The 11,509-nt window shown below is 63.9% G+C and carries 11 protein-coding genes; 5 read left to right on the top strand and 6 right to left on the bottom strand.

Going from position 1 to position 11,509, the window contains the following annotated elements:
• Window positions 1-439: 439 nt before the first annotated feature.
• Window positions 440-1,195, bottom strand: a complete 756-nt coding sequence (locus HGO40_RS28450) for an ArsR/SmtB family transcription factor (RefSeq protein WP_250965754.1) — start codon at window positions 1,193-1,195, stop codon at window positions 440-442.
• An 82-nt stretch (window positions 1,196-1,277) separates the two neighbouring features.
• Here HGO40_RS28450 and HGO40_RS28445 point away from each other — a divergent pair, with 82 nt between their 5' ends.
• The gene (locus HGO40_RS28445) at window positions 1,278-2,399 is read left to right on the top strand and encodes a cytochrome P450 (RefSeq protein ID WP_250965753.1); all 1,122 of its coding nucleotides are present in this window, start codon (window positions 1,278-1,280) and stop codon (window positions 2,397-2,399) included.
• 15 nt (window positions 2,400-2,414) lie between these two features.
• Here HGO40_RS28445 and HGO40_RS28440 read toward each other — a convergent pair whose 3' ends face one another.
• The gene (locus HGO40_RS28440; protein WP_092254046.1) at window positions 2,415-2,756 is read right to left on the bottom strand and encodes an FKBP-type peptidyl-prolyl cis-trans isomerase; all 342 of its coding nucleotides are present in this window, start codon (window positions 2,754-2,756) and stop codon (window positions 2,415-2,417) included.
• Window positions 2,757-2,900: 144 nt separating this feature from the next.
• Here HGO40_RS28440 and HGO40_RS28435 point away from each other — a divergent pair, with 144 nt between their 5' ends.
• Together HGO40_RS28435 and HGO40_RS28430 are read left to right on the top strand one after the other, a co-directional pair.
• Window positions 2,901-3,962, top strand: coding sequence for a M4 family metallopeptidase (locus HGO40_RS28435; RefSeq protein ID WP_250965752.1), 1,062 nt, complete (start codon window positions 2,901-2,903; stop codon window positions 3,960-3,962).
• Entirely contained in the window at window positions 3,962-4,285 is a 324-nt protein-coding gene (locus HGO40_RS28430) for a protealysin inhibitor emfourin (RefSeq protein ID WP_053122893.1), read from the top strand. The genes HGO40_RS28435 and HGO40_RS28430 overlap by 1 nt, the downstream gene beginning before the upstream one ends.
• On the opposite strand, the gene HGO40_RS28425 is transcribed toward HGO40_RS28430, so the two are convergent.
• Window positions 4,282-4,590 carry an RcnB family protein gene (locus HGO40_RS28425; protein ID WP_250965751.1) on the bottom strand — a complete coding sequence of 103 codons (309 nt, stop codon included), beginning with the start codon at window positions 4,588-4,590 and terminating at the stop codon, window positions 4,282-4,284. The genes HGO40_RS28430 and HGO40_RS28425 overlap by 4 nt on opposite strands.
• A 282-nt stretch (window positions 4,591-4,872) precedes the next feature.
• Here HGO40_RS28425 and HGO40_RS28420 point away from each other — a divergent pair, with 282 nt between their 5' ends.
• Window positions 4,873-5,973: a DNA alkylation repair protein gene (locus HGO40_RS28420; RefSeq protein WP_250965750.1), complete on the top strand. Its 1,101-nt coding sequence runs from the start codon at window positions 4,873-4,875 to the stop codon at window positions 5,971-5,973.
• Window positions 5,974-5,980: 7 nt separating this feature from the next.
• On the opposite strand, the gene HGO40_RS28415 is transcribed toward HGO40_RS28420, so the two are convergent.
• A complete protein-coding gene (locus HGO40_RS28415; RefSeq protein ID WP_250965749.1) occupies window positions 5,981-8,059 on the bottom strand; it encodes a putative bifunctional diguanylate cyclase/phosphodiesterase in 2,079 nt (692 codons plus the stop codon).
• Window positions 8,060-8,665: 606 nt separating this feature from the next.
• Between HGO40_RS28415 and HGO40_RS28410 the strand changes: the two genes are divergently transcribed.
• Window positions 8,666-9,307 carry a DUF1345 domain-containing protein gene (locus HGO40_RS28410; protein ID WP_250965748.1) on the top strand — a complete coding sequence of 214 codons (642 nt, stop codon included), beginning with the start codon at window positions 8,666-8,668 and terminating at the stop codon, window positions 9,305-9,307.
• An 86-nt stretch (window positions 9,308-9,393) separates the two neighbouring features.
• Here the strand turns inward: HGO40_RS28410 and HGO40_RS28405 are convergent, their stop codons facing one another.
• Window positions 9,394-10,695: an ATP-binding protein gene (locus tag HGO40_RS28405; RefSeq protein WP_250965747.1), complete on the bottom strand. Its 1,302-nt coding sequence runs from the start codon at window positions 10,693-10,695 to the stop codon at window positions 9,394-9,396.
• Window positions 10,696-10,699: 4 nt separating this feature from the next.
• Window positions 10,700-11,401: a response regulator gene (locus tag HGO40_RS28400; protein WP_122566285.1), complete on the bottom strand. Its 702-nt coding sequence runs from the start codon at window positions 11,399-11,401 to the stop codon at window positions 10,700-10,702.
• Window positions 11,402-11,509: the final 108 nt, after the last annotated feature.

The following is an 11,509-nucleotide window of genomic DNA, read 5'->3' as shown; positions in this document are numbered from 1 at the left end:
GCTCCCAAAGGGGATTTGGGGTGGACATGGGCCTTGTGTTCAGCGCAGATCCATAGTGGGAGCGAGCTTGCTCGCGATAGCGGTGGGTCAGTTTGCACGGAGGTTGGATGTGAAGGCCCCTTCGCGAGCAAGCTCGCTCCCACAGGGGATTTGGGGTGGACATGGGTCTTGTGTTCAGCGCAGGTCCATTGGGGGAGCGAGCCTGCTCGCGATAGCGGTGGGTCTGTGCCGGTGATGTTGGCCGTGCAGTTGCCTTCGCGAGCAGGCTCGCTCCCACAGGGGATTTGGGGTGGACATGGGCCTTGTGTTCAGCGCAGATCCATAGTGGGAGCGAGCCTGCTCGCGAAAGCGGTGGGTCAGTTTGCACGGAGGTTGGATGTGAAGGCCCCTTCGCGAGCAAGCTCCCACAGGGGATTTGGGGTGGACATGGGCCTTGTGTTCAGCGCAGATCCATAGTGGGAGCGAGCTTGCTCGCGATAGCGACAGTGGGTTTGGCGTCGATTTCGGCATTGATCCCAAACCGCGACGCCATTTCCCTGCGACCACTGGCCGTCACCCCCAGCGCCCGGCTGTCCAACTCCTGGGTCACCCATTTGCGCTTGATCGCCACTTGCAGCACCGCCGCGCCCAAGGCTCCCCCCAGGTGCGGGCGGCGCATGCTCCAGTCCAGGCAGGGGCAGGCGAATCGGCGGCGTTGCGTGGCCAGGCTCTGGACATCGATACCCAATCCGTCGAACACCGCTTCGCCGGATTCACTCAGCCGATAACCCTCGCCCTCCACCTCCACCAACCACCCCATCTCGAACATGCGATCGTGCAGGCGCACCGCCAAGGTGCCGGCCATGTGGTCGTAGCAGGTGCGGGCAAATTGCAGGCGATCCGGCGTGCGCGGCGTGAAGGTCGGCGCGGCGCTCTGGCCGATCACCATCAGCGCCTCCAGTGCCTGGGCTACGCGCGGGTCCGCCAAACTGTAATAACGCTGCCGCCCCTGGACATGCAGGCGCACCAGGGCCATCTGCTTGAGTTTCGCCAGATGGGCGCTGGCGGTTGAAGCGCTGACCTCGGCGATGCTCGCCAACTCGGTACTGGTGCGGGCATGGCCGTCCATCAGCGCACAGAGCATTCGGGTGCGGGCCGGCTCGGCGATGGCCGCGGCCACCTGGGACACGCCCAGATCATGCTGTTCTGCGTTCATATTTCGCTCCCTGACGAATCAAGCCCTGCATCGACTGGAGATAGTAGCAACACTTTCTTCCTCACGAACAAGGCAGCGCTTCATGGACCCGATCACCGCCGCGACGCATCCCGACCCTTACCCTTTCTACGCCACCCTGCGCGCCGCCGGCGGGCTGGCCTTCGCCCCCGGGCTGAACCTGTGGATCGCCAGCAGCGCCGAAGCAGTGTGTGCAGCCTTGCATCATCCCGATTGCCATGTGCGCCCGGCCCACGAGCCCGTGCCCCAGGCCATCGCCGGGGGGCCGGCCGGCCGCGTGTTCGGCCACCTGATGCGCATGAATGAAGGCGAACGCCAGCGGTGCCCGAGGGCGGCGAGTGCGCAGGGGTTGCAGGACATCGCCCCCCGACAGGTCGAAGCACTGGTCAGGGCCCGCTTGCTCCGGGACGGCGCCGAAGGCCTGCATCAGGCCCAGTTCATCGGGCCGGTCAGCGTGGTCGCGGCGTTGCTGGGTTTCAACCCGACGGACAGTCAGCTGATCAGCGAATTGACGGGGAGCTTCGTCGCCTGCCTGTCGCCCCTGAGCCAGGCGCCGCAACTGGACGCAGCGCACCGGGCCAGCGAGCAACTGGCCAGGTTGTTCGAGGAACGGATCGAGGCGCAGGACAACCCTTTGTTGACGCACATTGATCAAGGCTTCGACGGCACGGCGCCGGACAGCAAGATCGCCAACCTGATCGGCTTGCTCTCGCAAACGTACGAAGCCACGGCTGGCCTGATCGGCAACGCGCTGCTGGCGCTGATCGACGACCCGGCGTTACGCCAGGCACTGCGGGACGATCCGGCACAAGTCGGCCCGTTGCTGGCCGAAGTCCAGCGTTTCGACCCGCCCGTGCAGAACACCCGCCGCTTCGTCGCCGCTCCTTGCGAAATCCTCGGCAGCGCCTTGAACCCCGGCGAAACGATCCTGGTGCTGCTGGCCTCGGCCAACCGCGATCCGCAGCTCAACCCACGACCGGACACGCTGTTGCTCGACCGACCGAACCGCCGCAGTTTCAGCTTCGGCAGCGGGCGTCATGAATGTCCGGGCCAAACCCTGGCCATGGGCATCGCCCACGCCACCCTGGCGGTACTGCTGGAAAGCGAACCCGGATTGGAGCAGTTGACCTGGCGCTACCGTCCCTCGGTCAACGGACGCACCCCAGCGTTCAGCGAGCGATCCTGACCCGCTCCACTCCCCTCAATCATCCCGGGTCAGGACTTCCAGTAACTCGATTTCGAAAATGAGGTTGGCGTTGGGCTTGATATGGGCGCCCATGGACCGCTCACCGTAGGCCAGGTGCGCCGGCACCAGCAGCTTGCGCTTGCCGCCGACTTGCATGCCCATCAGGCCCAGGTCCCAGCCCTTGATGACACGGCCGGTGCCAATCACGCATTGGAAAGGTTTGCCGCGACTGTAGGACGAATCGAATTCGGTGCCGTCTTCGAGGGTGCCGCGGTATTGGGTGGTGATCAGCGCACCTTTGACTACGCTTTTGCCGTCGCCCTGTTGCAGGTCGATGATTTGCAGTTCTTCATTCATGGCGTATCCCTCGTGTGATCCAGGCGCGGGGTTTTCGCAGAAATCAGGGCCCATGGCAAACGTTGTCTGCCATGGCCAGGGAACCGCAACGGCCTCTTCGGTTCACATGGGTATCGACCCTGCATTTCAGATAAGGATTTTCTGATGATCGACTCTCGCCCGCTCCACGGTTTCATTCCGCCGTACATCCTCAATCGCATCATTGCCCATGGCTCCGAACAGCAACGCTCCAGCGCCCTCGGCACCTTGACCCACGTGCGCAACCTGCGGCACAACCCTGGCCCGCCCAGCCACCCGCCCGTCGCGGCCGCGCTGCCCAAGCCCGGCAAGGCCGGACACCCGCAACGCAGCGTGCACGACGCCCAGACCCGCATGGAACTGCCCGGCCAGCCGGTACGCCTGGAATGCCAGCCGGCCAGTGGCGACCCGGCCGTGGACGAAGCCTACGATGCCCTCGGCGCCACCTATGATTTTTTCTGGAAGGTCCTGGGGCGCGACTCCATCGACAACAAAGGCTTCGCCCTGGTGGGCAGCGTGCATTATGGCCAGGGCTATGAAAACGCCTTCTGGAACGGCGCGCAGATGGTATTCGGCGACGGCGACGGCGAAATCTTCCAGCGCTTCACCCGCTCCCTCGACGTGGTGGCCCACGAACTGGCCCATGGCGTCACCGAAAGCGAAGCCGGGTTGATCTACGCCAACCAGTCCGGTGCGCTGAACGAGTCCATCTCCGACGTGTTCGGTGTGCTGGTCAAGCAATTCGTGCTCGAACAGACCGCCGACCAAGCCGACTGGCTGATCGGCGCCGACCTGCTCACCGACAAGATCAACGGCGACGGCCTGCGCAGCATGTCCAACCCCGGCACCGCCTACGACGACCCGTTGCTGGGCAAGGACCCGCAACCGGCGCACATGCGTGAGTTCGTGATTACCCGCGAAGACAACGGTGGCGTGCACATCAACTCGGGCATTCCCAACCGGGCCTTTTATCTGGCGGCGACCACGCTGGGCGGATTTGCCTGGGAAAAGGCCGGCCGGATCTGGTATGAAACCTTGTGCGACCGAAGACTGGCCAATGACGCGTCCTTCAGCGCCTTCGCCCGCCTGACTGTCGAGCACGCTCGCCAGCGCTTCGGCACGCGGGAAGTGCAAGCGGTGCAGAACGGCTGGGCCCAGGTCGGCGTCGACCTGACACAGGAGAGCTGATGAAAACCCTTCCAGACCTCGACGACAAGGCCGTGGTACGGCTGTCGCGCCAGGGCGGCGTGGCCGCAATCCATGCGCTGACCCGGCCACGGGAAATCGAGTTCGCCCAGTGCGACCTCGACCAGCGCACCCGCATCTGCTCGGTCCTGGAGGGCTGCCTGCCGCTGACCTCCTCCACGCCCGGGCGCGGGGACCAGCGGTTTTTCCAGATCGAGGTGCGTTATCGCGCCAACGATCAGGACGACGAGATGGTGCTGCAGGTGCCCGAGGACCGGGCACCTGGCGAGTTGGTGCATTTGTGGGACAAAGGTGAAGTGCTTTAACGGGTGGCCGGAACGATCTTGACGATGGCGCCGGACACGGTTTCGATCAACAAGTACTTGTCGTCGATCTGCACCCATTGCTGGTCGTTTGTCGGCTGCTCGAGTGCCTTCTGCTTCCAGTCTTTCACGGCCCTGTCCGCACGCTGGTAGTCCGCCGGTACCCGGTCGTTCTCCACCAGCCTGCGGCCATTGCTCGGCGAATGCTCCAGGGCGTCACCGGTTTTCTCGACCGCTTGCGCAACAGGCCCTAAGGCGGTGAGGCCGGCGATCAGGAACAGGCTGGCGATCAGGGTGGGTTGGCGCATAGAAACACTCCAAATTATTCAAAAGACTAGAATCTGGGACTGCGCGGGCGGCGAATCATTCCGTTTACTGTTGCTTCTGAAGGCCCCCTTCCCCTGTGGCGAGGGAGCTTGCTCCCGCTGGGGTGCGCAGCGGCCCCAATCCAGGCTACGCGTTCATCCAGTGATACCGCATTCACCGGGTTTGCGACTGCTGCGCAGTCGAGCGGGAGCAAGCTCCCTCGCCACGGTTGCGCATGGCATAGTGGCAAGCCTGAACGACAACACCCGCCGGACGGACCCACCATGAGCACCACCACCTCTTCCCCTGCCCTCAAGGAAATCTTCAACAACGCCCGCCTGGAGCACATCGCCGGCGAAATGCGCGGGGTGTACCCAGCCTTCGACGCCAAGGCGTTCTTGCACATGGCCAACGATGGGCTGGCCGATTTGTCGGTGATGCAGCGCATGGCCCGGGTCAGTGAGTGCCTGCACGCGGTGCTGCCCCTCGATTACGAGACGTCGCTGGAGGTGCTGCGCGCCCTGGCCCCGCGCCTGAACAGCATGTTCGTCAGCATGTTCCTGCCGCACTACGTGGCATCCTACGGCCGGCATCGCTTCGACGTGTCGTTGGACGCGCTCAAGTATTTCACCCGGTTCGGCTCGTCGGAGTTCGCCGTGCGCCACTTCCTGCGGGACGACCTGGAACGCACCCTCAAAGTCATGCACGACTGGGCGCTGGACGCCAACGAGCACGTGCGCCGCCTCGCCAGCGAAGGCAGCCGGCCACGCCTGCCGTGGTCGTTTCACTTGGAGCCGATCCAGGCCAACCCCGACCTCGCCGCCGCGATCCTCGACACGCTCAAGGCCGACGACAGCCTTTATGTACGCAAATCCGTGGCCAACCACCTCAACGACGTCACCAAGCAGCATCCCGACTGGGTGCTGGACCAGATCGAAGGCTGGCCACTGCAAGACCGTCACACGGCGTGGATCGCCCGGCATGCGCTGCGTAGCTTGATCAAGCAAGGCAACCCCAGGGCACTGGGGGTGATCGGCGCCGGCGGCAAGGCGCAGGTCCAGGTGTTGGATTTGCAGGTGACGCCAGCGGTGATTCGACTGGGGGAACAGGTCCCGCTGTCCTTCACCGTGCAATCAACCCTCGAACAGAGCCAGCGCCTGGTGATCGACTACGCCGTCGACTACGTGAAGGCCTCGGGCGGCACTTCGGCCAAAGTCTTCAAGCTCAAGACCTTCGACCTGCCCGCCCAGGGTCGCGTCAACCTTAGCCGTTCCCAATACATTCGCGAGCTGACCACCCGCAAACACTACGCGGGCCGGCATGCCGTGCACCTGCTGGTCAACGGCGAGCGACTGGGTAGCACGGCGTTCGATATCGTTCCCTGAGGGCGTCTCAGACCACCGCCAGGCGTTTGGCCTGGCGATTCTCCTGCAGGAAACGCTCGGCCGGCAGCGGATGGCCCAACAGGTAACCTTGCAGCGAATCGCAGCCCAGCTGGGTCAGGAAGTCTTGCTGCACATCGGTCTCCACGCCTTCGGCGACGATCCGCAGGCCCAGGGCCTGGCCGAGGGCGACGATGGCCGAGACGATGGCCGCGTCATCGCTGTCGTGCTCCAGGTCGCGCACGAAGCCGCGGTCGATCTTCAGCTCGTTGGCCGGCAGGCGCTTGAGGTACATCAGGCTCGAATAGCCGGTGCCAAAGTCGTCGATGGACAGATCCACGCCCATGTCCGACAGCTGTTGCAGCACCGTCATGCTTGCGTCCGCATCGCTCATGGCGGTGGTTTCGGTGATTTCCAGGGTCAGGCTGTTGGCCGGCAGCTTATGCGTCTCCAACGCCTTGGCCACGCTCTGCACCAAACCGGTGTGGCAGAACTGCAAGGCCGAGAGGTTCACCGCGATGCGCCAGTCGGTATAACCGAGCACGTACCATTCGCGCATCTGCCGACAGGCCTCGTTCAAGACCCATTCGCCGATGGGGATGATCAAGCCGGTCTTTTCCGCCAGGTCGATGAACGTGTCGGGCATCAACAGGCCCTGGGTCGGGTGGGTCCAGCGCAACAAGGCCTCGGCCCCGACCGGACGGCCATTGGCCGCATCGAACTTGGGCTGGTAATGCAGGCTGAACTGCCGCTGTTCGACGGCCGTGCGCAAATCTTGCAGCAACTGCAATTGCTTGCGGGCGTTGCTGTTCATCGATGCGTCGAAAAAGCTGTAGCCGTTCTTGCCGGCGCCCTTGGCGTGATACATCGCCGCGTCGGCGTTCATCAACAGCTCTTCGGCGCTCTGGCCATTGCCAGGGTAAACGGCGATGCCGACGCTGGCGGATATCTGCAAGTCATGGTCAGCCACCCGGAACGTGCGCCCGATCAAGCCGACCTGACGGGCTGCCAGGCGCAGGGCATCGTCGGGCGCGGCCAGTTGCACCAATAGCACGAACTCGTCACCGCCGATCCGCGCCAGGGTGTCCTGGCTACGCAGGTCTTCGCGCAGGCGCAGGGCCACGTCCCGCAGCAACAGATCGCCCATGTGGTGACCAAAGGCGTCGTTGACCGGCTTGAAACCGTCGAGGTCGATGAACATCAAGGCAAAGCAACCGCCCTGCTCTTGCACCCGATGCATGGCCTGGTCGATCCGATCGGCCAGCAGCACACGGTTGGGCAGTCCGGTGAGGGGGTCGTGCAGGGCCAACTGAGTCAGTTCCCGGTTGGCCTGGGGCAGGGACTGGGCCAGCTCGGCGGTGCGGGCTTCCAGGCGCGCATCGAGAATCGAGGTCAGCAGGGCAATGGCCAATACCGCCAGGGTGGTGATCAATACCAGATTGTCCAGGCCCTTGCCGCTCAAGCCATCCAGCGAGCCGCAAAAGCTGCCCTCGCTGAAGCGCGCCCCCGCCATGCCGGTGTAGTGCATGCCAACGATGGCGATGCCCATGATCACCGCGGCGCCCGCCCGTGCCAGACGCACGTGGGGGGTGTTCTGGCGCAGGCGAAAGGCAATCCACAGCGCCGCGGCAGACGCGCCGACGGCAATCACCAACGAAGCGGCGAACAGCGTCGGGTCGTAATCGATGCCCGGCTGCATCCGCAGCGCGGCCATGCCGGTGTAATGCATGGCGCTGATCCCGGCGCCCATGATCAGCGCCCCGAAAGCCAACTGCCACGCCGGCAATCGCGGCTGGCTGACCAGCCACAAGGCAAACCCGCTGGAAAGAATCGCGGTCAGCAGCGACAGCGCAGTGATCGGTACGTCGTAGCCAAGCTCGATCGGCAAGGTGAACGCCAGCATGCCGATGAAGTGCATGGACCAGATGCCCACCCCCATCGCCAGCGCGCCCCCGGTTATCCACAAATGCGCGGCGCGCCCCTTGGCGGTCGCGATACGCCCGGCCAGGTCCAGCGCGGTGTAAGAAGCCAGCACGGCAACAAACAAGGAAATCGAAACAAGGGCGGGGGAATAACTGCCGATGAGCATGGTTTTTTCTCGTAACAGGAGAACCGGACGGCTTCCATGCCCGGTGGGCCGGCGATTGTACTGAATCGTGGCTGGGACGCACGAACCAAATGTCAAAAAGCCATCAAACCTGGAACATTTTCGACGAAAGACACTACGCCTGGCAGGGAGAATATTTTTTATGGGCTGCCAGCTCAGCATGGATCCACTGTAGGAGCGGGCTTGCCAGGGGTTGACGGTGGGTCGGCTTGCAGGGATGTCGGCTGTGAAGGCCCTTTCGCGAGCAGGCTCGCTCCCACAGGGTTATCCCGCTAGCCATAGGTCATATTGCAAATCCATTGTGGGAGCGAGCTTGCTCGCGATAGCGGTGGGTCAGCTTGCATAGATGTTGGATGTGCTGGCCTCTTCGCGAGCAAGCTCGCTCCCACAGGGTTAACCGGCTAGCTATCAGTCATGCGTCCATCGCAAATCCATTGTGGGAGCGAGCATCGATAAGGATGGCTCGTTGGCGGCGGCGATCCGGCGGATGCAGGAAGCGGGTGTGCAATTGATCGAGTCGAGCGCGATAGACCGCCGGTCCTTTGCCTGATGGCTCATACTAGGTTCTTTTCCGGACAGTGAGCCTCCATGCCCCTCCTCGCCCGCACCCACCCGCGTCTTTCCAGCGCCACGGTCCTTGGCCTGGCGGTGGGAATCCTGGTTCCCGTGGACTCGATCATCAGCAAGGTCCTGATCGGTTGGAATGCCGGGGTCTGGACCTACCTGGTGCTGATGTTCTGGCTGACCGTGCGGGCCAAGGCGCCGGATGTGAAGCGCATCGCCGAAATCGAAGATGAAAATGCCGGGTTGGTGCTGCTGATGGTCTGCGTCGCGGCATTGGCCAGCCTGGCGACCATCACCTTCGAGCTGGCGGGCAGCCGCGACCTGCAAGCCGCCGGCAAGCTGTTGCATTACGGCTTCACGGCGATGACCGTGACCGGTTCATGGTTGCTGATCGGGGTGATTTTCAGCGTTCACTACGCGCGGTTGTATTACACCTGGGAAGGCAAGGAGCCGGCGCTGCGGTTTGCCGAAGGGCTGACCACGCCCAACTATTGGGATTTCCTCTACTTCTCTTTCACCATCGGCGTGGCGGTGCAGACCTCGGATGTGGGGGTTGCCACGCGGCAATTGCGCAAGATCGTGTTGGCGCAATCGTTGATCGGGTTTGTGTTCAACACGGCGATCCTGGGGTTTTCGATCAACATTGCGGCGGGGTTGTTCGGGTGAAAGGCATTGGGGCCGCTTGGCGGCCCAGCGGGAGCAAGCTCCCTCGCCACAGGGTCAGCGTCGGGCAATAGACCGCGCGGGGAACCTCAGGACGGTGTCGGCTCCCACAACTTGAAGCGCGCCCCGCCCAGTGGCGAAGCCTCGACAGTCAACGTGCCGCCCTGGGCTTCCAGGGCCCGGCGGCTGATGGCCAGGCCGAGGCCAAAGCCGCCCGTGGCGCGGTCGCGGCGGCGGTCCAGGCGATAGAACGGTTCGCACACGCGCTCGCGCTCGCTGTCGGGAATGCCGATGCCGTCGTCGTCGACCCAGATCTCACAGCCTTGGTCACCGACCAGCACACCGATCTGGATGCGCTTTTCGCAATACCGCATGGCATTGCGCAGCAGGTGCTGCAACGCCCGTGCGGTCAGGCGCGGGTCCAGCACGAACCGCTCCAACGCCCCGTGCAACAGCACGTCGATGCCCACGTCCGGCGCCGCCAGGTCCTCGTCGACGCTGCCCAGGATGCTGTCGATGAATTCGTCCAGCGCCACGTCGACCCGTTCGGGCAGGCGCTGCGGGTTTTGCAAACGGCTGTAGGAGAGCAGTTCCAGCACCAGCTCATCGAGTTCGCGAATGTGCGCCACCAACCCTTGCAGGCGCTCGCGGCTGGGCGCCGGCAGGTCATCGGACAGCGCCAGGGCCAGGCCGAAATCGAGCCGCGTCAGGGGCGTGCGCAATTCGTGGGACACGGCGTTGAGCAAGTCCCGCTGTTGGTTGAGCAGATTCTCGATGTCCCCCGCCATCGTGTCGAACACATGGGCCAGGCTGCCAATGTTCGAACTGGAAGCGATATGCGTACGCTCATCCAAATGACCTTTACCGAAACGCTCGGCGGTGCGCCTGAGGCGTTCCAGGTCACGCCAGTGCGGCCGCAGCCAGAGCAACAGGCAGGCCAGCATCGTCGCGCCGACCAACACGTTGATGCTCCAGTACAACCAGCTGACATCGGCCGGGTCCGGCGGCACGACCATCTTCACCGCCGTGCGCTCGTCCAGCGGCGCCGCCGCCAGGGTTCGCCAGGCCCAGTCGCCGAGGCGTACCACGTTCTCGCCGCGCTTGAGACGCGCCTGCTCATCGGCGCTGAAGCCCTCGTCATCGACCGCGGCCAGTTCGATGCGCAGCGGCTCGAACTCCTTGTCCATCTGCGCCGCCAGCGCCGGCCACTGCTCGCTGGGCACGGCGCGGAACTGCTTGACCATCAGGGTTTGCAGGCCCCGGGAATAATCGAGGTTGTAGGTCAGGAAACGCTCCTGGAACAGGCGGATCACCAGCTCCGGCATCAGGTAGATCGCCGCGCTATAGGAGACGATGGTGACCAGGTACAGGCGAATCAGCAGCTTCCACATCGGCTCAGCATTCCCACTCGGAACGACTGAACAGATAACCCTTGCCCCACACGGTCTTGATCTTGCGGGCTTCGTCGGCGTTGTCGTCGAACTTGCGCCGCAGCTTGGAAATCGCCACGTCCACCGAACGGTCGGTGCCGTTGAATTCAATGCCCCGCAGGCGTTGCAGGATCTGGTCACGGCTCAGCACTTCGCCGGAATGCCGGGCCAGCACCACCAGCAGGTTGTATTCACCACTGGACAACTCCACCGGCTGCCCGCGCCAGGTCACGGTGCGCTCGGAGAGGTCGATGCACAGGTTGCCCATGAGGATGCGGTCGTTGGCCGTCTGCGGCTCGGTGAGGCTGCTGCGGCGCAACAAGGTGCGCACCCGCGCCAGCAACACCCGGGGCTCGCAAGGCTTGGTGACGTAGTCGTCGGCGCCCATTTCCAGGCCCAGGACCTGGTCGTGGCTGTCATCCCGGGCGGTGAGCATCAGGATCGGCAAAGTCGCCGAGTCGGCCCGCAGCAGGCGGCAGACCTGCAAGCCGTCCAGCCCCGGCAGCATCAGGTCGAGGATCACCAGGTCCGGCGGATCGACCCGCGCCCGTTCACGCACATGATCGCCACGGCTGAGCACGCTGACCTGATAGCCGTTGCGTTCCAGGTAACTGGCGATCAGTTCGGAGAGTGCGGTGTCGTCTTCGACCAGGAGGATGTTGGGCATGGGTGTTTCCAGAAAAGTGCTGTGGCGCCTGCCCCCGGTGTCAGGCTAGTTGTCGCCTCTCCAAATTCCTAAAAGCATTTCGGGGGCGGCAAGAGTATGGTCATGCCT

Source organism: Pseudomonas sp. CG7 (assembly GCF_023701885.1).
GTDB classification, from domain to species: Bacteria; Pseudomonadota; Gammaproteobacteria; order Pseudomonadales; family Pseudomonadaceae; genus Aquipseudomonas; species Aquipseudomonas zanjanensis.
This window is presented reverse-complemented; position numbering and strand designations above follow the sequence as displayed.

Bases quoted from the DNA above. Each gene is read 5' to 3' on its own strand.
- HGO40_RS28400 (WP_122566285.1), bottom strand. From the start codon at position 11,401: ATGCCCAACATCCTCCTGGTCGAAGACGACACCGCACTCTCCGAACTG.
- HGO40_RS28415 (WP_250965749.1), bottom strand. From the start codon at position 8,059: ATGCTCATCGGCAGTTATTCCCCCGCCCTTGTTTCGATTTCCTTGTTT.
- HGO40_RS28440 (WP_092254046.1), bottom strand. From the start codon at position 2,756: ATGAATGAAGAACTGCAAATCATCGACCTGCAACAGGGCGACGGCAAA.
- HGO40_RS28445 (WP_250965753.1), top strand. From the start codon at position 1,278: ATGGACCCGATCACCGCCGCGACGCATCCCGACCCTTACCCTTTCTAC.
- HGO40_RS28435 (WP_250965752.1), top strand. From the start codon at position 2,901: ATGATCGACTCTCGCCCGCTCCACGGTTTCATTCCGCCGTACATCCTC.
- HGO40_RS28450 (WP_250965754.1), bottom strand. From the start codon at position 1,195: ATGAACGCAGAACAGCATGATCTGGGCGTGTCCCAGGTGGCCGCGGCC.
- HGO40_RS28430 (WP_053122893.1), top strand. From the start codon at position 3,962: ATGAAAACCCTTCCAGACCTCGACGACAAGGCCGTGGTACGGCTGTCG.
- HGO40_RS28420 (WP_250965750.1), top strand. From the start codon at position 4,873: ATGAGCACCACCACCTCTTCCCCTGCCCTCAAGGAAATCTTCAACAAC.
- HGO40_RS28425 (WP_250965751.1), bottom strand. From the start codon at position 4,590: ATGCGCCAACCCACCCTGATCGCCAGCCTGTTCCTGATCGCCGGCCTC.
- HGO40_RS28410 (WP_250965748.1), top strand. From the start codon at position 8,666: ATGCCCCTCCTCGCCCGCACCCACCCGCGTCTTTCCAGCGCCACGGTC.
- HGO40_RS28405 (WP_250965747.1), bottom strand. From the start codon at position 10,695: ATGTGGAAGCTGCTGATTCGCCTGTACCTGGTCACCATCGTCTCCTAT.